The organism is Kosakonia sp. R1.Fl, assembly GCF_023516815.1.
GTDB lineage: Bacteria > Pseudomonadota > Gammaproteobacteria > Enterobacterales > Enterobacteriaceae > Kosakonia.
In genome coordinates, this window is sequence record NZ_JAMGSQ010000001.1 from 3,969,581 (window position 1) to 3,989,632 (window position 20,052).

Sequence of the window (20,052 nt, forward strand, 5' to 3'; positions counted from 1 at the left end):
TTTCCCTTTAAATATATTTGCGCAGGCACGCTACCGCCCGCAAAACAGACAGATTGCGAGAGAAAGCATTCACCGAATGGATAAATGATTTTGCCAAACCAACAAGGGAAATCAAGGCATATCAGGGAAATGGGCCGTTTCGGTGAGAGACAGGAGCGCCGAAGCACTCCTGCCAAGAGGAAAACGCCTTAGCCTACGTTTTCAAACCATTGCAGCTGGAAAAATGAGTCATTGTAATCTTTGTCGGTTGAATCCTCGCTGGCGAAGATATATTTGCCGAAAAAGACCGACGCGCCGCGAGTAATAATATCCTGCGTCCAGAGAACATTTGAATAACGCTGACCGCCGTTGGTGCCGATCCAGACAGTATAATTTCCCACGTTATCCGCCTGAAAAAAACCGCTGCCAATTTGCGTTGGCGTACCGCCGCTGGAGCTGGCGCCCTGCACGGTAAATACCACCCTGGAAAGGCTGTCTTTCAACTGAATAAACTGGTTTGCCGAGCTTTGTACCAGCACCGACCAAAACACGACTTTACCCGGCGGAATAACGATAGCAATGCCATTGCCACTAACAGGTCCTGGCGACATGTTCTTCTCCTCAGCCAATGCTGTTAAACCAGGTTAATGTCAGGCAGGTGTCGTTAAAGTCCTGATCGGCACCATCTTCGGCAATAAAATTGAAGCTGCTGGAATAGATCTGGCTACCGATATTGAGCGTCATCTCCTCCCACATCACTTGCGACCAGGATTGCCCATTGTTGTAGCCAAGGTAGACGGTATACGCACCCGTTCCGGACGCCACAAACGTTCCCTGGCCGATCTGCGTCGGTGAATGCCCGCCTGTCGACGCGCCATTGGCCTGAAAGACCGGGTTATTCGCGAAATCCCTTACCTGGACGTATTGCGCCCAGGATGCCTGCACATTTGCCGTCCAGAAGACCGTTTTACCTGGCGGCAACGTAATCGCGATGCCATTTCCTGAAACCGGGCCGACACTCATAGTTTGCTCCTGCTTTCGCCTGAAGTTGGACGCGGCTGCGTCTTCGCGTGGCCGGTCGCGAGCAAAGTTTTCGCGCTGTCGCCACAGTCAAATTGCGGGCGCTGTGCTTTCAGCGCGGCGCAAATCTGGGTATCCATTGTCGTTTGAACGGATTCGGTGAAGTTGTTCGGGAACGGTGCTGCCGAATCAAATATCGGGCGCAGTTGCTGGTAATAGGCGTTATTGACAATCTGCGACTGCTGCCAGAAAGGCTGGGTGGCCACCAGCAGCGTGCGCCACGGCGTGCCGGCAGGAAGATCCTGCGACTGCACAATATAATTTTTCATTGCCACGCCGGTCATCATGGTGGTGAATGCCTGCGCGTCGCGGCTGCACTGACTGCCCGGCTTACAGGTGGCCGCGCTGGAAACGAAACTATCCTGGAACAGCAGCGGTTGGGGGTTTTGCCCCCACGGTACCGGAATGACATACAACGGAGCGCTTTGCGACGGGCGATAAAGGTTCACGTAGAACGACTGTTCAGAAAATCCCATCTCCGTACTGGATTGCCCGGTGGCAAACGCCTGCTCAGGCGTAACGCCGGTCCCGTTGTAAAAATAGCCATTGGTACATTGATTGATACCGTTTTTCTGGCAGGTGTCCGATAAGGCCACCAGTTGTGAAATCACTGCATTATCCGGCGGCATTTGCATGGCCTTCGGCATTGCATTCAGGCCGTAACGTTGCACATACGCATTGATGTAGTTGGAGGGTACCGCCCAGTGACCATTAAAACTCCCGGCCAGCGCGGGAACCGCAGAGGGCAGCGAGTTCATATAACTCAGTAAATTATCCAGCGTCTTTTGCCGGGTAATCGCCTTGTCAAACGCATAGATAAAATTCATGCACAGCCAGCTGGGAATACCCCACAACTGGCCTTTATAGGTCGATCCTGCGAGTGCCACCGGCCACGGCGCATCTCCGCTGATTTGTGCGGGGTTGATAAGCTGGTTATCGGCCAGGAAGCCCAGATACAGCACATCCAGTTCGACAACATCAAAACCGTCGTTTCCCAGAATGGTGCGCAGCTTCGTAAAGTCATAAATCTTGACCTCCTGGCTAAGCACAGCATTGAGCAACACGTCGGGGTGCTGTGCCTGCCAGCTTTTCACCACATACGCGACCAGGCTTTCAAAATTATCCGTCGGCAATGTCGGCAGGTACGAATAGAGCGAGACATTAAGCACACGCGTTTGCTGACCATTGAGCACCAGCGTCTGGTTCGGCCCTTTCGGTGTCAGCGTCATGGCGCGGGTTTGCAGGTTATTACAGTTCGCCCAGTTAATGATCGGCGGATTTGGCCGGCTGGTATTTTGCCCGACATAAAAACTCTGCCCCGGTTCAACCTTAATAAACCAGTCAAAGCTGCCGCCAGACGCGCGGGTCCAGCCATCAACCGTACAGGTTATCGGTGATGATGAAGTATTTTTAAGGATTAACTGACCTGCAAACACGCCAGCGCTGGCAAAGATAAATAAAACGATGGCAAAGACGCGCATCGTCATTCGTGAGATGACGCCCATATAAACTCCTCTATTACTGCGGTAGAAAAACGAAAATAGGTGCGCAGGGGTATTCACGCTGCGCACCTATATATTTAGTTAAAAAGAATAATTTAATTTAAAAGCCATCTATTACGATATTCGATATATTCAGACCAGATTATTTCGCAAATAAAAGCCGCCCACGAGGGAAGGCTTTATTCTGCTATTTTTTCTTGTAAACATCGGCCGTTGCGTGAATTTTTTTCCTTGTTTGATCGGAGGTTACGACATACACATCACCACCCTTTTCATCCGTCAGTTTGCTCAGCGCATGGCGGGCATCCATGGGTGACATCTCATCGGATGTGGCAATTTCGCCAACCTTTTCATATTGCGAAGAAACTTTATCAAACTCTGATTTTTCCATTAATTTGGCGGCCCAGGCATTACTCGCCAATAATGTTAACGCGCTAATAATCACTAAACTTTTTTTGTTCATCAGGCATTCTCCGGATTGTTTTGAGATGGCTGTAAATAACAGAAAAGCACAGTCGATCATTTACTCTTTAACGGTAGACCAAGCCCAAAATAATTCAATATCATTAATTAATCGGTTATTTAATCAACATATTAAGCTGAATAAAAAGTGAAACGTGCATATGAAATGTCATATATAATGGCGCGCGTCTTACTTCAGAGGTTTACACATTTCAGGAGTCTGGTGATGAAAGATTCACACCTCAACCTGCCAGCGGGCTACTTTGGCATCGTGCTTGGCATTATCGGGCTGGGCTTTTCCTGGCGTTTCGCCGCCACTATCTGGCCGGTCACGCTATTGCCTGCGGATGGCTTAATCATTCTGGCGATGGTCATCTGGGCGTTGTTGATGCTGGCATTTATTAGCCGAATGTTTCGCCACGGCGCGAGCGTGCTGGAAGAGATCTCCCATCCGCTGAAAAGCAGTTTTGTCAGCCTGGCACCGGCAACCTCGATGCTGGTCGCCATTGGCCTTGCGCCGTGGTTCCACACGCTGGCGCTGGGGCTGTTTCTTGTTGCTGTCGTTATTCAGCTCACCTACTCCGCCTGGCAAACCGCCGGGTTATGGCGCGGTCAACACCCGAAAGAAGCGACGACGCCAGGGCTTTATCTGCCCACGGTTGCCAACAACTTTATCAGCGCGATGGCCTGCGGCGCGTTCGGTTTTAACGATGTCGGGATGCTGTTTCTCGGTGCCGGGATCTTCTCCTGGCTTAGCCTTGAGCCTGCCATTCTCAGCCGGATGCGTAATCTTGATGAAATGTCGCCCGCCGTGCGCACATCGCTTGGCATTCAGATGGCTCCTGCATTCGTGGCCTGTAGCGCCTGGCTGAGCGTCAACGGCGGGCAGGCCGATGTATTCGCCAAACTGTTATTCGGTTATGGCCTGCTGCAGATGCTGTTCATGATAAGGCTGATCCCCTGGTACAGTTCGCAGCCTTTTAACCCGTCGTTCTGGAGTTTTTCATTCGGCGTGGCGTCGCTGGCGACCACCTCGATTCGTCTGGGACATGGCACGCCGGGCGGCGCACTGTACTGGATGTCATTCCCGCTGTTTATCGCGGCTAACCTGGTGATCGCGCTGCTGATAGTGAAAACCTTCGCGCTGTTACTACGGGGTAAGTTACTGATACGCACGGCGCACAGCTAAGGCATCACAGGCGCTTTACGAGGGTGGTTTTGTTACAGCCACCCTCCCGCTCAACGCTCACGTTATCCACGCTAAGCAACATCAGCATTATTCCCCTGCCACTTTCCAGCTCCTGCTCCTCATCGCTGCCAATTTTTCTCCGCGCTTTGCTCAGGCTATCTGGTGAAAGGGCGACGCCATCATCTGTCAACTCGACCTGCACAGCATCGTTGTGGCAACTGAATGTCACAGAAAATTCGCGGTGGCTGTCTTCGTTTAACGCATGGCGAATAACATTGGTCGCCGCTTCGCAAACAGCAAGGTCGAGCGCAAAGCGCCACGCATCATCAACGGGCAGCGCCGCCATGTTGCGCTGCAACCACTGCGCCAGCGGAGCTAATGCGCCCAGCGTAGCCTGAAGGGTAATCGCCTCATGCATTATGTTTACCTGGCAAGCTCAGCGCAGGCGGCATCGCGGTCTTCGCAGATGCGAAACACCCTGTCCATACGCGTCAGAGTGAACATATTGCGGATGCCGGGCTTAAGCGAACAAACGAGCATTTCACCTTTGCCATTCATCATTTTAAGAAGCGACACCAGCGTGCCGAGACAGCTACTGTCGATAAAATCAACGCGGCTAAAATCGATGATTAACGCTTTCTGCTCATTTGCCATTTCCCGTGAGAGGGTCTCCCTGAATGTCGCCGCCACCGACGCATCCAGACGTCTGACAACCGGCGTCATAATGATGGCCTGCGGCAACCGTTCGATCTCAATATTCATGCCCATCCCCTCCGCGCTCGATAATTAACAACGAAACATCATCCGTCATGGTTCTTTCACTCCCGCCGTCATGATTACGCCAGCGCGTCAAATGCTCGCCGAATAACGGCAGCAGCGCCTCAACGGGCTTGCCGGTCTGCTGCTGTAACCAGTGTTGTAAGCGTAATTCACCAAACTGCTCATCTTCTGGCCCTTCACACTCGGTAATGCCATCGCTGAACAGGCACAGGCGCTCGCCGTTATGCAGACTAAAAGCAGTGTTTTCCCACTGCATATCTGGTAGCAACCCGACTGGTGCTCCGCCACCGCCAGTCTGGCGGACTTGCCCGTCAGGCGAGACGATAAACGGCGTAGGATGCCCGGCCTGGCACAACATCCCGCTGCCATCTCGCAGGTTAATAACGCCATAAACCATTGTGAAATAGCTGACTATCTCCGTATCTTCACTGCAAAAACGCGCATTCAGCATCTGCACAACCTTCGCGGGTGACGCCACCTCGCCATGTTCATCAAACAGAAAACGCTCCACCACGCGGCCATGCAGAAACTGCCGGGCAACCGCCAGCGACATCATCGCCGCGCCAACCCCATGCCCGGCGACATCAACAAAATAAAACCCCAGATGACCATCGAGCGGGAACACATTAAATATATCGCCGGAGACCCAGGCCGAAGGCAGAAACAGCCAGTCAGCAAAATAGTGTTCATAACGCAGTTGATGCGCGGGTAATACCGAACGCTGCAACCGCGCGGCCACCTGTAAATCCTGCTCTATCTGGTTTAACGCCTCGCTTAAGCGTGTATTGTGCGCGGCAAGGCTTGCTTCCAGCGCCAGAATGCGCGCCCCGGCATGCAAGCGCGCTCGCAGCTCGCTCTGGTTGACCGGTTTACTGAGAAAATCATCCGCGCCCGCGTCAAACCCTTCGGTAATGTCATCCGCGCTCTCGCGCGCCGTCAGCAAAATAAGATACACATAGTGACCATACTCTATGTTTCGAATGGCGCGGCACAGCGCCAGCCCATCCATCACCGGCATCTCCCAGTCGCTGATCACCATACTGACGGGCGTTCGCGCCATCATCGCCAGCGCTTCTTCACCGTTCTGCGCTTCACTCACCTGGTAGCCCCACTGTGAAAGCAGATTAACCAGCAAACGGCGATAAACCTGCGAATCATCCACGATCAATACGCGTTTTTGCTCTGTCATCATGGCTCCTAAAGCGGTAACAACCAGATAAGGCTCACCGTGCCTTCCCGGAACCGCGCATTGCCGTTTTTATGGCCGGGGAAGCGCGTTCCGGCATAGTTGCTGTACTGAATAGAGAACGATCCTGGCGCATAGGTGGCGTAGCCAAAGCTGTAGCTATAATCGCCGTTCCACGGCTGCTGCTGGCTGCTATCAGGAAACCAGAAGGCGGTGGCACGCACAAAAAAGTGCTGCTTAAAGGTGTAGCCGCAGCCTCCGAGCATAACGTTCTTATTTGCTTTTACGCTGTCGCTTTGCGCGTCGTAGTAGCGCGGCACCCAGCTATAACCGAGCTGGCAGGTCAGCGCATCGCCTTTATTAATTAAAAGCGTATTTTCAATGGGCTTTGGCAACGAGAACTTATACGCCAGCGTAAATGCCCCCTGCTCAAAATAGGTGTGCCGTTTATTGCCGGTCGTCCAGAAATGGTTATCGCCGTAGTTACTGTAAACCAGGCTAACGGTGTTGGGGTGCCAGTCGTCATAGCCGAAGCTGTAGCGGAAATCCGTGGTATAGCGGCTGGTATCCCTCACCGGAAGACGGGTAATCACGTTCGCGAACCAGAAACTGTAGGGGGAATATTGCAGGCTCAGATTGAGCGTCTGGTTGATTTTTTTGGTTTGCGAGGCCGATTCCGAATTGTTCGGTATCGTTACCCATTGCTGTTTCAGCCCTGAGTTAAAGCTCAACGCAGCGGAAAATTTATCTTTATTCCCGGCGAACAGACGCCCCCAGCGGCTGTTGATGCCGCCCGCCGGGATCTGCTCGGTCGTGCGTTCCTGCTGACCGGCGTCAGAAGTGCGATCGACGGCATACGCTGGTGCAATAACACTGCACATTACAGCCACCAGCAACAATTTTTCCCGCATAACGTATTCCCTCAATTGGGTATCCAGCGTCCGGCGACGTTATATTTTGCCATCAGCCATAACGCACCCAGCGCCAGCGCATGGATCAGCGTATTGGTCAGCCATGCCTGGCGCCATAAATCGAAGGTGACAAACTGGCTGACCGCCAGCACCACATACACATGCAAAATGAAGGTATAAAGCGAGTGCTGGCCCAGCGGGATAAAAAACCAGCCCGTGGCGCGGTAAAGCGGCGTCCAGCAACGGGTCAGCACCAGATAAACGGTCACCATCAGGGCGATATCATTAAGAACGCGTACCGGGCCAAGGCCGTTTTTTGCCGCCCAGGTATGGTAAAAGGCATTAAAATCGGCGGGTGGAATCACCTGCAGTAACAAGGCCGGGGGGATAAAGGGATTGGTATGGTTTTGCGCCACAAACCCCAGCACAATCGCCACCCCCACCAGTGCCGCGACCACGGCTTTACCCGCAGGTGTTTGTGCCAGTGAAAGCAGTTCCTCTTTGTACCAGCCGCAACACATGCCGAGCACAAAGATCAGTTGCCAGGCCATGAGCGGAAAGGCGAATTCAAACTCGGAGACCGTGACGCGCATCGGCCACACTTGCCAGCAACAATAAACCGCCAGCGAGAGCAGCAATAGCCAGACCACTTTTCCTTTGTGCAGTAGTCCCAGAAATAATGGGCTTATTAACAGCAGGCAAATATATAACCCCAGAATCTGGGTTTGATGCGGACCAATTTGCAAATAGAGGATGATATTAAACCAGGTCTCACGAATTTGCGGGCTGGTCGGAAATAATGACCAATGCGTACCTGAGTAACGATCCGTAAAATGGGTAACTTCAAAGGTATTTATAAAATGCAGATGCGAGAGTAATAGAATAGAAACTATGATGATGATATTAACCTGATATATTTTCCATGCGCGTCGCCATAATCCCCAGGAAATCGTTAATAACACCGCTTTTTGCAGACGCAGGCGATTGAGCATACCGAGCATAAATCCGGAAAGAATCACAAAGCCTTCCGCGCCGGTTGTCAGACCAAATCGCTCCCACGTAAAAATATTAAAAACCGACATCACTTCCGTATGCGCCACCACCATCATCACCAGCGCCACACCGCGCATCATATCAATGCGGAGATCCCGACGGTCGGCTAATACATAACGCCACGTTGTTTTTTCACGGTTTTTCGCTATAGCGACAGGCGCAGACTGGCTTATTTCCATCTCGTAAACGTTGCCCTGAAATGAGGTTGCGAAGTTAATATTTACATAGCGTAGTACACTCTGACCGGCAAACTGAATTCGCTTCGCCAGATTATAAAATATATCCTTAAACAGGAACCCCAGTTAATCAGCCGTTACTTAAAGGCAATTGTAGTCATTCTTGAAAGTTACCGATGGGGTTCTACAATGACTTTAAAAGAATTTCCCACAGGCTATTAAAAGCAACTCAGATTTATCTTCACGGCGCATATTATTCATTTGCGAATGATTAACAGATCAGGATATCTGCGACTATGGGTTTTTATTTTTCCAGATTTGAAGCGCGTCGCCCGCCAGAACCCCTTTGCACTCCCGGATGGGTAAAAAAGGCATGGCAAATATTGGCGGTGGCGGCGCTGATTCTGGGGGCAAATTATATTCGCTGGCGCTGGATGGAATCGCTGAATATGGATGCGCTGTGGTACGCCATTCCCCTTGTACTGGCAGAGACGTTGGCATGGATTGGTACCGCGTTATTTACCATTAACCTGTGGCAGGAAAAGGATGTACCGGCGCAAAATCCACCGGCAGATATCAACGATTGTCATGGCGCAGAAGAAGCCATTGATTCCAGGCCAATCAAGGTGGATCTGTTTATTGCCACCTATTCCGAAGATGTCGAGCTGGTGCGGTTATCGATTCGCGACGCGCTTAACGTTACCTACCCTTGCCCGCTCGATTACCGCATTCATGTGCTGGATGACGGGCGGCGCGCTGAAATGAAAGCCGTCTGCGATGAAGAAGGCGTTAATTACATCACCCGGCAGAACAATATGGGCTACAAAGCCGGAAATCTGCGCAACGGACTGGAGCAGACCGACGGCGACTTTATTGTGATTTGCGATGCCGATACCCGCGTCTTTCCCACCTTGCTCAGCCATACGCTGGGCTATTTTCGCGATCCGGACGTCGCCTGGGTGCAAACCCCCCAGTGGTTTTACGATCTGCCGGAAGGTGAACGGCTGCCGCGCTGGCTTGCACGCCGGACAGGCAAAACCGGGTATGCGCTCGGCTGGACGCTGGAAAAAATTTGTGGCCCGGTCACCCTTGGCCGCGACCCGTTTTTTAACGATCCGCGCATGTTTTATGATGTCATTTTGCGCCGCCGCAACTGGGCAAACGCCGCGTTTTGTTGCGGCGCAGCGTCAATTCATCGCCGCGAAGCGGTGATGCAGGCGGCACTGCGCAGCTACGTGTGGAACGTCGACGCCGAAATCAATCGTCATACCCGCGATATTCGCGATCCGGCTATGCGAGCAGCGCTTCAGGAGGCGATGCGCCCGCATGTGATTTACGACACCGAACTGACGCCGTACAAATTCCACGTTTCGGAAGATATTTATACTTCCATTGTCCTGCATGGCGACGATGCACGCCGCTGGCGTTCGGTGATGCATCCACGCATCGAATCTAAGATGCTCTCGCCGCAGGATATGCTGACCTGGATGATCCAGCGCTTTAAATACGCCGCCGGTTCGCTGGATATCCTGTTTCACGACAACATTTTTTCCCGCCGCCGCTTCAAGTTGTCGCTGCCTCAGACGCTGATGTACGCCACCACGTTCTGGTCCTATCTCGCCTGTATCTGGAATACCGTATTCCTGATTTCGCCCATTATTTATCTGTTTACCGGCATCCCCCCCGTCTCTGCGTGGTCCACGCCGTTTTATCTGCATTTCTTACCGTTTTTTATTGTTTCGGAGCTGGCGTTCATGTTTGGGACATGGGGTATTTCCGCCTGGGATGGACGGGCATCCTATCTCTCTTTTTTCTCGATGAATTTACGTGCGCTCAACACCGTTCTGCGCGGTGAGCAGATCAAATTCCATGTGACGCCAAAAGAGCGCCAGACCGGGCGTTTCCTCTACCTTGTCAAACCGCAAATCGCAATTGTTGTGCTGACGCTACTTGGCCTGCTATGGGGCGGGATTCAGGTTGCACGCGGCCAGGTGGATGACCCTTCAGGTTACGTGATCAACATTTTCTGGGGTGCGGTGAATATTGCCGCCATGCTCCCGCTGATCCTTGCGGCGATGTGGACGCCGCCCGATGAGGAGCCGACGCCATGAGAATGCGCGACGCGCTGCTGAACGCCCGCAGTTATATCACCATCCTGCTCGGTTTCCTGTTGGGTTTTGCCATTGTTGTCTGGGTGGAACGCCAGATGCCAACCCGGGTGGAGAGCACCTCGGGCCTGACGCTGAGTAAAGCGTTTCCGCCACTGCCCACCACGCGCGACTTAACCTTTAACGAAGCGATCTGGGCGCGGGTCGCATGGCAATATTACGTCAATAATACCCAGCCAAACGGCCTGGCTAACGCCCGCGATGCCGAACCGTGGTTCAGCTTATGGAGTACCGGCAGCTATCTGTTCGCCGCCATGGCCGCGCAGCGTCTGGACATCATCACCACGGCGGAATTTGACGAGCGCATCACTGCCGCGCTGTTCAGCCTCGGTCAGTTACCCCTTAATACGCAGGGAATACCCGCCAGTTATTACCACGCCGATACGCTGAAAATTCTCGGTAAAGCGGAGGGTTCCGCGATTGGCATGGGGCGTTTACTGACGGCGTTGCAAACCCTGCTGTGGCACTACCCGCAGCACGCCGCGGAAATCCGCGATCTGTTTAATCAGTGGCAGACCGGCGCGCTGGTGGAGAGCGGTGAAACCACGCGCGCCTCGCTGCCCGTTCACCACTGGACGCTGGCAACGGATGAGCCGCGCAACAGCTTTGGCTACCGCATGTATGCCAGCCACACGCTGCGTCTGATTAACAACGAGGCGGGTTTAGCCGTCACCAATCCGCCGGAAGGCCAGGCGATGATCGATATCGACGGCATTATGGTTCCTGACGAAGGGCTACGCACACCATGGGGACGCCAGCCATCGCTGGTGAGCCTGCCCTATCTGCTTACCGGGCTGGAGACCGGCTTCGACGCGCAAAGCGCAGAGATCGCCTGGCGCATCATGCAAATTCAGCAGCGTCGCCACAGCCTGCAGGTTCGCAAACCGCCGATCAGTACCGATTACGCCGAACCCGCGCCCGATTACGTTAACGACCTGCCGACCCGCCAGCCGGACAAACAGACCAGCATCAACGACGCCCCGCCTGAACAACGCGCTATCACGTCAACCCGCTCGGCATTTGCGTGGTATGCCCTGTTTCGTAATGCGTGGAGTGAAGCCCTGCGCGAGCAGGTATTGACGTTGCAGGTTCCCGGTAAAGGTTGGCAGCAAGGGTTTAATCTCAACAACCGCGTTAATAACGTCATCGATGCCGACACCAACGCCGTCGTGCTTGAAAGCCTTTCGTTTATCGCGCACGGACAGATGCTGTGCCTGAGCTGTATGAACACCACTGCCCGTACAACCCCAGCAGCAGGAGCAACACCATGAAGTTGACTTGTTTGACGCTTTTTCGCCGGTGGGCAGGCATTGTGGCTCTCGGGCTGGTGATGACCAGCGCCCGGGCCACGCCGGGGTTGCCCGCGTCCGACTATCCGGTGCGCAGCGGCGCGTTGACGGCACAGGAGATGCAGATTGCGAAAAACGCCTGGCAATACTTTGTCGCCAACTATCAACCCACCACCGGGCTGGTGAACGCGGTTAATAAATACCCCTCCACCACCATGTGGGACAGCGCCTCCTATCTGGCAGCGCTGACGGCGGCGCGTGAGCTGGGCATCATTGATAAAGCCGAGTTTGACCAGCGATTAATTAAATTCCTCGCCACCCTCAACACCATCCAGTTATTTCGCAATGAACTGCCCAACAAGGTCTACAACACCATCAACGCGCAGAAAGTGGACTACCTGAACAAACCCGGCGAGATTGGCTTCTCCGCGCTGGACATTGGTCGCATGCTGCTGTGGATGAAAATTATCAAAGAACGTTATCCGGAGTACGGCAACAGTATTGATAACGTCGTTCTGCGCTGGGATTTCAGCCATGTGGTCGACGGTTGCGGCACGCTGTATGGCGCCTATCTGGAGAACGGCCAGCCGAAATATGTTCAGGAAAGACGCCTGGGATATGAAGAGTACGCCTCGGCGGGTTACCAGCTTTGGGGTTTTAATACCTGCCAGGCCAGCCGCCCGCAACCGTACGATCTGGCGGAGATCTACTGCGTGCTGGTGCCGTACGACTCGCGCGACTCGCGCCGTACCTTTCAGCATAACTACGTGGTGACAGAATCTTATCTGCTGTATGGCCTGGAGATGGGCTTTGATACCGCCGACGATCGCAGTAACACCAAAAACCACTATTCGCATCCGTGGATGAAAAACTTCGCTGACCGGGTGTATCAGGCGCAGGAGAACCGCTACACCATTACCGGTATGCTTACCGCCCGCTCCGAGCATCAACTGGATAAAGCGCCTTACTTTGTTTACGACACGGTATTCAGCGACGGTTTTAACTGGAACACCATTACCGACAAAGGCCAGTACGTGCCTGAAACCGCCGCCGTCTCGCTAAAAGCTGCGCTGGGCATGTGGGTGTTGTGGAATTCGCCCTATACCGATCGGCTGTTAAACATCATCGAAAACGCCAACGAAGAGGGAAAAGGATACTACGAAGGGCTGTATGAGAACGGCAGTGGGCCGATTAAAGAGTTCACCGCCAACAATAACGGCATCATGCTTGAAGCCCTGATGTTTAAAAAGAGCGGCAAGCTGCTGCGCTTTAATAGCGATAATCCAAAAGATAAGAATTTCGCCCCTTCGTTGTGGGAGAAAAAACTGGTCGATCTGTTTGAGGAAAACAATACCCGTCGCAATCGCCCGTTCCTGAACCCGACGCCCGCCGTGAAAAACTGGTGTGAACAGACAGGCACCGCCCTGCGCACGAAATCCAGTTGTCAGGCATGCCAGTGCGCGTCCTGTAATGCGGACGAGCCGGTGAAATTACCCCCGGTGGCGGCGTCATGCTTAAAACAGTAAGCCGCAAAGCCCTGGCCGCGCTGCTCGGTTTCTTGCTGGTTGCGCTGGCACTGTTTGCCCTTGTTAAAGATGGCGGCGCAGGCTGGCGCTGGCTGAGCAAAGGCGGCTGGAACACCAGCGCCCGAATCAGTGCCCTGAACCCGGAGGAACGCCAGTGGGCGCAAACTGCCTGGCGCTACTTCGAGAACAATACCCAGCCGCAAACCGGGCTGGTCAACGGCAGTGATAAACAGCCCCGCTCCACGCTCTGGCAGATGGGCGATACGCTGATTGCGTTGCTGGCGGCCAGAGAGTTGGGGCTGATCAAAGAGGATGAGTTCGATCGCCGGCTTTCGCAATTGCTCGGGACGCTGAATCGCCTGACGCTGACCGACATCCGGACACCGGGCCGCCTCTACTCGACACAGAACGCCACGCTGGTTGACTTTAGCGGTCAGGTGCAGAAAAACGGCTGGTCGGCGCGGGATATGGCGCGTCTGATGCTGGCTTTACGCCTCGTTAGCGAATGGGCACCGCAGTACCAGGAGTACCTGGATAAAATCGTTCTGCGCTGGAATTTTTGCCCGGTCATCGATCCTCGCGGCGAATTGTGGTCCTCCTCCATTGAGAATGGCAAACCGGTGATCCGCGAGGAGCTGCGGCTCGGCGAAAGCGAATACGCGGCCACCGCCTTTCGTTTATGGGGCTTTGCGCCGGTGCAGGCTTTCGCGCCACCCGCGCGCAATGTGATCATCTACCGCCGTGCGCTGGAGGTTGATGCCCGCGATCCGCGCACCACCTGGCAACCCTCGCTCATCTCCACGCTGCCCTACATGCTGCCGGGACTGGAATTTGGCTGGCAACCGCCCGGCGTGGAGCGCACAACCCACCAGGCGCTGCGCGAACGTGCCAGACAAGTGTGGCTGACGCAACAGACCCGCTGGGAAACAGAAAAAGTGCTGACTGCCAGAGCCGATTTCGCGCTCGGGCAGGCACCGTGGCACGTTGACGATACGGTATGGGGCAACGGCTACGCCTGGAACACGCTGGGCGCCGACGGGAAATACTATCCGCGCCTGGCGCAGGTCTCGACCAAAGCGGTGTTCCCCCTTTGGGTGCTGTGGGACGCTCCTTTTACCGATGCGCTGATGAACGTCACCCGCCGCATAAACGATCCACAACGCGGCTGGTTTGAAGGCCGGGTAGAAGCCACCGGCGACGTTAACCGCACCCTCACCCTTTCGACCAACGCCATTGTGCTGGAAAGCCTGTTTTATAAGGCGCACGGCGGCCCGCTTTTCCGCAACGGATTAATCGATAACGGCAGCTATTTCAACCTGCAGGCGACAGATGTTTTCAGCGCGCCGGGACTCTGCTTACCCGGCGAGCAACGGGTGGAGACAAAAAAATGAAATTTTACCGCGATCTTTTTGAGGCCAGTCTGAGCCGCGTTTTCCCGCAGGATGATAAAAAGCCTTTTTTCAACGCCTTTTATGAAGCCTTCGTTCGCATGTCGCCTGAAACCGAACGTCACTTTTTGCTCGGCAATGCCGAGCAAGGCCGCCAGCTGATATTTAAGAGTTTCTTTGCCATGCTGGCGGTCGATGGCTCACTTTTTGTGCCCGATTTTCTTGAAAGGCTGGCCCGTGACCAGAGCGCCAGCGGCCTGCATCTGCCTCCCCGTTTTTTTGCTCTCTGGCGGCAAGCCATGCTTGATACCGTGCGCCAGCGCGATCCCTTATGCGACGAAGAGATCCTCACCGCCTGGGCCATGGCGATAGCACCAGGGCTTGAATATCTGCGCCGCCAGGCAGAGCTGCATTACCAGGCCGGGGAGCAATCATGAACGCCGCCTCGCGCTTCGACCTCAATGCGCTGCCGATTGCGGTAATGCTATATGACGCCCAGGAACAACTGGTAGCGTGGAATGACAAAATCGCGCAATTTTACCCGGCGCTGGCGTCCCGGTTACACCCAGGCGTAACACTGGAAACGCTGGCCAGCCAGTTTATCGATACCGCGTACAATACCGATCCTGCCCGGCGGCAGGCGCTGAAAGAGTCGGTGATGCGCAACTGCCGGCTGGAAAGCCACTACGAGGTGCGTAATCACGGTGAGCGACGTCTGTTTGTCCAACACCAGCGTTTACCTGATGGCGGCATCATCAGCCTGCACACGGATATCTCTCATCTCGATGTGGCGCAGCGTTCGCGTCAGGATCTGCACGCTGACTTTTTGCTGGCGGCGGAGTCTATTCACATCGGCATCTGGGACTGGCAAGTGTCGCCAGACATCCTTCAGCTCAGCGACACGCTGTTAAACCTGATGGGTCAACCGCGCGACAGTTGGCACCATAAGGTCAGCTCCCTGTTGGGGCTGGTACATCCGGCGGATCGCTTTCACCTGATAAGGACAGTGCTGCGTTCACGCGCGCATCATTTTCCGGTGTTTGAATGCGAAATTCGCATTCGCTATAAGCAGGATCAGTGGCGCTGGATGCTGCTGTCCGGCCAGGTTACTACCCTCAGTCTCAACGGCGCGATGGAGCGGGTGATCGGCACCCTGCAGGATATCGACCGCCGCAAAGAAGCCGAATTGATCGCCATTGAAGCGGCCCATGTCGCCAGACAGGCGAATGAAGCCAAAAGCGCGTTTCTCGCCAATATGAGTCATGAGATCCGCACGCCAATGAACGGCATACTCGGTATGACACAACTGTGCCTTGAAACCCAGCTTAGTGACGAGCAGCGCGAATACCTGACGCTGGTGATGAGTTCGGCGCAATCGCTGTTGCATATCATCAATGACATTCTCGACTTCTCTAAAATTGAAGCTGGGAAGATCCTGATTAACGATGAAGCGCTGGAGATACGTCCGTTTATCCAGTCGTTAATTCGCCCACATATGCCTGCCGCCAGCGAAAAAGGGGTGGAACTGCTGGTCGATATTGACCCGCAGTTGCCGACAGTTGTTCGCGTCGATAGCATCCGTCTGCGCCAGATCCTGACCAACCTCATCAGCAATGCGCTGAAATTTACCCACCAGGGCGAAGTGCTGCTCGGTATTGAACCCGCCGCGAGCGGCACGCAGTGGCGATTTCGCGTGCGCGATAGCGGCATCGGCATTCCGCCCGACAAACAACAACTGATTTTCGAAGCATTCAGCCAGGCGGACAGCTCCACCACACGCCGCTATGGCGGCACCGGGCTGGGGCTGACAATCTCCTCGCGGCTGGTGGCGATGATGGGGGGAAATTTAACGGTGACCAGTACGCCCGGCATCGGCAGCGAATTCGCCTTTACGTTGCCGCTTGAAAGCCAGCCCATTGCAGAGATGACTGCCACAAAGGCGCAACAATTTCACGGTGAGCGGGTGCTGGTCGTTGACGATAACGCCACCAACTTGCGCTTACTTGAAGCAAAACTGACCGCAATGGGGCTGACGCCGGTTTGTATCAGTAAACCGCTGGACGCACTGGCGCTGGCGGCGCAGATGCCGCCATTTCCGTTGATCCTGCTGGATGCGCAAATGCCGGACATGGACGGCATTTCACTGGCGCTGGAACTCTCCGTGCTGCCGGAAGCCAGCCAGAGCCGCATTATTATGCTCAGCTCCATGAACCGCCATTTCGACAGAAACATGCTCAAGCGCATTGGCATTGCGCACTATCTGCATAAACCGGTCGATCACAGCGAACTGCAACAGGCCATTGCCTCCTTGTTACTGCCGGTCATCGATCCGGCGCCCGCTGCCAACCCCGCTGCAATGACAGCCGTTGCGCCGCAGACACCGCAGCAGAGCCTGCATGTGTTGCTGGCAGAAGATAACCTGGTAAACCAAAAACTGGCCTACCGGCTGCTGGAGCAGCTTGGACACCGCTGTGAAATCGTTGGCGACGGCAGAGCCGCGCTCGACCGCTGGCAGGAAAGTCGCTGGGATGTGATCCTCATGGACCTGCAAATGCCGGGTATGGACGGTGAAACCGCTATTCGTCTGCTGCGAGAAGAAGAAGCCCGGCGCGGTGTGCCGCCACAGCGGGTGATCGCCATGACCGCCCATGCCATGCAGGGCGACAAAGCGCGCTGTTTCGAATTGGGTTTCGATGGCTATATCGCCAAACCCGTGACGCGCGAGGCGCTGAATGCGGAACTGACCCGTGTGGCGGGCACGATCCCACAGCCCGCCGCAGCGGTAACTCCGCAAGGCCTACCCAACGAAAGCACACTGCTTGAGCAACTGGGCGGCGATCGGGCATTGCTCGACGAACTGATGACCATTTTCAGCGAAGGCGTGGTTACGGTCAGCGCCGCCCTTGAGCAGGCGGTACAAACCGGCGATCGCGAGAGCGTGCGCCGCAACGCCCATAAGTTGCGAGGTGAAGCCATTGCGCTTGATTTTCAAAGCCTGAGTCAGGTTCTTCAGCAGCTGGAAAGCCAGTCGCAAAGCCTAAGCAACGCGGAGCTGGCGCGCCTGCTGGAGGCACTGCGACATGAGCGCCAGCGCGCGCTCAACTGGTTGCAAACGCGGGAGGCCTCATCATGAAACGTTACACCGTCACGGTTTTATTATTTTTGTCAGCCTTCACCCAGGCGCATCCGACGCCGGTGAGTTGGTCGCTGGCGGGTCAATGGCGTGTGCATGATGCCAATCAGGCTGAATTTGACGGCGTTCGCGCGCCTGTCGGCGACTGGCGAAGAGTAGCGGTTCCGGCCAACTGGTACAGCGCCGGATACGATCACCAGGGCGCAATGTGGTACCGGCACGACTTCACCCTGCCCGCTCTTGCCCCGGATACGCTGGCGACACTGGTGTTTGACGGAGTGGATTACTATGCCGATGTCTCGCTCAACGGTCAGCACCTGGCGCGTCATGAAGGTTACTTCCAGCGTTTTGCCGTCGATATTACCGACACGGTACGTCGCCATAATCGCCTGGCGGTGCGCGTCGACAGCCCGTATGAAGATCCGAAAACGCTCTGGCCGCTGCACAAAGCACTGATCAAAGGCGTACTGAATCAGCACGATACCCGCCCCGGTGGCGCCTGGTCGCCGCACGGCCAGGATGCCAATTCCGGCGGTATCTGGTCGCCGGTGCGTCTGCACCTGAGCCGGGGCGCGGTGATCGACGAAATTATTCTGCGCCCGGACTGGCAAAACGGTCTGGCGAACCCTGCTTTACGCGCTGAGATCCGCTACCGGGCGCGAAAAAGTGGGCCAGCGACGTTGAAACTGCTTGCCGAACCGGCGAATTTCAGCGGCCGCGCATTCCGCCTTGAACAGGCTGTGACCCTGAATACCACCGGCGGGGAAACCGCAACGATGACGGTGACGCTGCCCATGGCAGGCGCAAAGCTCTGGTGGCCCGCCAGTCTGGGTAAACCGAATCTCTACCAGGTGCGCGTCACCCTCGCGGACGATCGCGGCGTAATGGATAGCGCCAAGAGCCGAACCGGGCTGCGTAAAGTGGAAGAACAAACGGATAACCGTGGCTGGCTCATCAATGAAAAACGGCTGTTTATCAAAGGCACCAACTACATCGGTTCGCCGTGGTTGAGCACCATGGACGCGGAGAAATATCGGCGCGATCTGCGCATGGTGCTGGCAATGAACGCCAACGCTATTCGCGTGCATGGTCATGTAGCCAACCGCCCGCTTTACCAGGTTGCCGACGAACTGGGGCTGATGCTCTGGCAGGATGTGCCGCTGCAATGGGGATATGATGACAGCGCGGCCTTTGCCGATAACGCCGCGCGACAAACCCGCGAGATGGTCGAGCAGTTTGGCAATTCTCCGTCCATCATCGTCTGGGGCGGGCATAACGAACCGCCGTGGAACTCCCCCTGGATGGAAAAACGCTTTCCCGACTGGCATAAAAATCTGAACCAGACGCTGACGGCGCGAGTGGCGGATACGTTGGCCGAAGATAATTCGCGGATCGTACATCGTTTTTCCGCCGTCGAAGAGCACTACTGGCAAGGCTGGTATTTCGGCGTGATGCGCGATCTGCTCGCCCCGGCGAAAACCGGCATTATCACCGAGTTTGGCGCGCAGGCGCTGCCGCGCCTTGCCACACTGAAAACCATTATTCCCGCTTCTCTACTGTGGCCTGCAACCACGGCGGCGGACGATCCTGGCTGGGTGAAGTGGAAATACCATAACTTCCAGCCGTTTCAGACCTTTAAATTTGCCAACATCCCGCGCGGCGAGAACCTGCAAACGTTTATTGACAATACCCAGCAGTATCAGGCGCAGCTTGTGGCAATGGCGGCAGAGAGCTATCGACGTCAGCGCTATAAGCCGGTCACCGCCCTGTTCCAGTTTATGTTTGTCGAAACCTGGCCGTCGATAAACTGGGGCGTGGTGGATTATTTACGCCATCCGAAAGCCGGGTATTACGCGCTACAAAAAGCCTACCAACCGTTGTTACCCTCCATTGAACCGGTCAGCGCGCAGTGGCAGCGCGGAAAACCCGCCACGCTACGTCTGTGGGCGGTAAATGATACCTATACCCCCTGCGAAGATTGCACGCTGAAATGGCAAGTGACACAGGATGATCGTCCGCTTACGGCGGCACATGCGCGGCAGACGCTGAATGTCGATAGCGTGGTGCAAATCGCCGATCTGACGGTCACGCCTGACAGCACCGGGGTACTGAAGGTGAGCTATCAAATCTTCGATACACAGGGAAAAATAGTGGCGGAAAATGACTGGCAAACCGAGGTAATCGAGGCGGCAAACTGACCCAACATAATGCGCCAGGCATTTCCCCTGGC

General features: G+C 55.0%; 17 protein-coding genes. 8 read left to right on the top strand and 9 right to left on the bottom strand.

What is annotated here, in order from left to right; translation table 11 throughout:
- Positions 1 to 188 precede the first annotated feature (188 nt).
- The 4 genes from M8Q36_RS18780 to yahO all read right to left on the bottom strand — a co-directional run bounded on the left by M8Q36_RS18780 (position 189) and on the right by yahO (position 3,024).
- Positions 189 to 590, bottom strand: a complete 402-nt coding sequence (locus M8Q36_RS18780) for a fucose-binding lectin II (protein WP_249881918.1) — start codon at positions 588 to 590, stop codon at positions 189 to 191.
- A gap of 10 nt (positions 591 to 600) precedes the next feature.
- Positions 601 to 1,002 carry a fucose-binding lectin II gene (locus M8Q36_RS18785; protein WP_200551973.1) on the bottom strand — a complete coding sequence of 134 codons (402 nt, stop codon included), beginning with the start codon at positions 1,000 to 1,002 and terminating at the stop codon, positions 601 to 603.
- Complete coding sequence (locus M8Q36_RS18790) at positions 999 to 2,564, bottom strand: type 2 periplasmic-binding domain-containing protein (protein ID WP_249881919.1); 1,566 nt, start codon at positions 2,562 to 2,564, stop codon at positions 999 to 1,001. Before M8Q36_RS18790 ends, M8Q36_RS18785 begins: the two co-directional genes overlap by 4 nt.
- A 184-nt stretch (positions 2,565 to 2,748) precedes the next feature.
- Positions 2,749 to 3,024, bottom strand: a complete 276-nt coding sequence (gene yahO / locus M8Q36_RS18795; protein ID WP_249881920.1) for a DUF1471 family periplasmic protein YahO — start codon at positions 3,022 to 3,024, stop codon at positions 2,749 to 2,751.
- A gap of 225 nt (positions 3,025 to 3,249) precedes the next feature.
- On the opposite strand from yahO, the gene tehA reads away from it, so the two are divergent.
- Positions 3,250 to 4,212, top strand: a complete 963-nt coding sequence (gene tehA / locus M8Q36_RS18800; protein WP_249881921.1) for a dicarboxylate transporter/tellurite-resistance protein TehA — start codon at positions 3,250 to 3,252, stop codon at positions 4,210 to 4,212.
- A gap of 4 nt (positions 4,213 to 4,216) precedes the next feature.
- Here tehA and M8Q36_RS18805 read toward each other — a convergent pair whose 3' ends face one another.
- The 5 genes from M8Q36_RS18805 to opgC are packed head-to-tail and all read right to left on the bottom strand — an operon-like array spanning position 4,217 to position 8,321.
- The gene (locus tag M8Q36_RS18805) at positions 4,217 to 4,630 is read right to left on the bottom strand and encodes an ATP-binding protein (RefSeq protein WP_249881922.1); all 414 of its coding nucleotides are present in this window, start codon (positions 4,628 to 4,630) and stop codon (positions 4,217 to 4,219) included.
- Positions 4,631 to 4,635: 5 nt separating this feature from the next.
- Positions 4,636 to 4,974 carry an STAS domain-containing protein gene (locus tag M8Q36_RS18810; RefSeq protein ID WP_249881923.1) on the bottom strand — a complete coding sequence of 113 codons (339 nt, stop codon included), beginning with the start codon at positions 4,972 to 4,974 and terminating at the stop codon, positions 4,636 to 4,638.
- Positions 4,964 to 6,181 (bottom strand): PP2C family protein-serine/threonine phosphatase, encoded by a 1,218-nt coding sequence (locus M8Q36_RS18815; protein WP_249882810.1) that lies wholly within the window; start codon positions 6,179 to 6,181, stop codon positions 4,964 to 4,966. Before M8Q36_RS18815 ends, M8Q36_RS18810 begins: the two co-directional genes overlap by 11 nt.
- A gap of 8 nt (positions 6,182 to 6,189) precedes the next feature.
- The gene (locus M8Q36_RS18820; RefSeq protein ID WP_502825480.1) at positions 6,190 to 7,089 is read right to left on the bottom strand and encodes a hypothetical protein; all 900 of its coding nucleotides are present in this window, start codon (positions 7,087 to 7,089) and stop codon (positions 6,190 to 6,192) included.
- A gap of 11 nt (positions 7,090 to 7,100) precedes the next feature.
- Positions 7,101 to 8,321 (bottom strand): OpgC domain-containing protein, encoded by a 1,221-nt coding sequence (gene opgC, locus M8Q36_RS18825; RefSeq protein WP_249881924.1) that lies wholly within the window; start codon positions 8,319 to 8,321, stop codon positions 7,101 to 7,103.
- Between the two features lie 293 nt (positions 8,322 to 8,614).
- Between opgC and M8Q36_RS18830 the strand changes: the two genes are divergently transcribed.
- Genes M8Q36_RS18830 through M8Q36_RS18860 form a run of 7 tightly spaced genes read left to right on the top strand, consistent with a single transcriptional unit; the run spans position 8,615 to position 20,020 of the window.
- Positions 8,615 to 10,429: a glycosyltransferase family 2 protein gene (locus tag M8Q36_RS18830; RefSeq protein ID WP_249881925.1), complete on the top strand. Its 1,815-nt coding sequence runs from the start codon at positions 8,615 to 8,617 to the stop codon at positions 10,427 to 10,429.
- Entirely contained in the window at positions 10,426 to 11,757 is a 1,332-nt protein-coding gene (locus tag M8Q36_RS18835; protein ID WP_249881926.1) for a DUF3131 domain-containing protein, read from the top strand. The genes M8Q36_RS18830 and M8Q36_RS18835 overlap by 4 nt, the downstream gene beginning before the upstream one ends.
- Positions 11,754 to 13,301, top strand: a complete 1,548-nt coding sequence (locus M8Q36_RS18840) for a DUF3131 domain-containing protein (RefSeq protein ID WP_249881927.1) — start codon at positions 11,754 to 11,756, stop codon at positions 13,299 to 13,301. The genes M8Q36_RS18835 and M8Q36_RS18840 overlap by 4 nt, the downstream gene beginning before the upstream one ends.
- Positions 13,286 to 14,692, top strand: a complete 1,407-nt coding sequence (locus M8Q36_RS18845) for a DUF3131 domain-containing protein (RefSeq protein WP_249881928.1) — start codon at positions 13,286 to 13,288, stop codon at positions 14,690 to 14,692. The genes M8Q36_RS18840 and M8Q36_RS18845 overlap by 16 nt, the downstream gene beginning before the upstream one ends.
- Positions 14,689 to 15,126 (top strand): globin family protein, encoded by a 438-nt coding sequence (locus tag M8Q36_RS18850; protein WP_249881929.1) that lies wholly within the window; start codon positions 14,689 to 14,691, stop codon positions 15,124 to 15,126. The genes M8Q36_RS18845 and M8Q36_RS18850 overlap by 4 nt, the downstream gene beginning before the upstream one ends.
- The gene (locus M8Q36_RS18855) at positions 15,123 to 17,822 is read left to right on the top strand and encodes a response regulator (protein ID WP_249881930.1); all 2,700 of its coding nucleotides are present in this window, start codon (positions 15,123 to 15,125) and stop codon (positions 17,820 to 17,822) included. The genes M8Q36_RS18850 and M8Q36_RS18855 overlap by 4 nt, the downstream gene beginning before the upstream one ends.
- The gene (locus M8Q36_RS18860; protein WP_249881931.1) at positions 17,819 to 20,020 is read left to right on the top strand and encodes a glycoside hydrolase family 2 protein; all 2,202 of its coding nucleotides are present in this window, start codon (positions 17,819 to 17,821) and stop codon (positions 20,018 to 20,020) included. The genes M8Q36_RS18855 and M8Q36_RS18860 overlap by 4 nt, the downstream gene beginning before the upstream one ends.
- Positions 20,021 to 20,052: the final 32 nt, after the last annotated feature.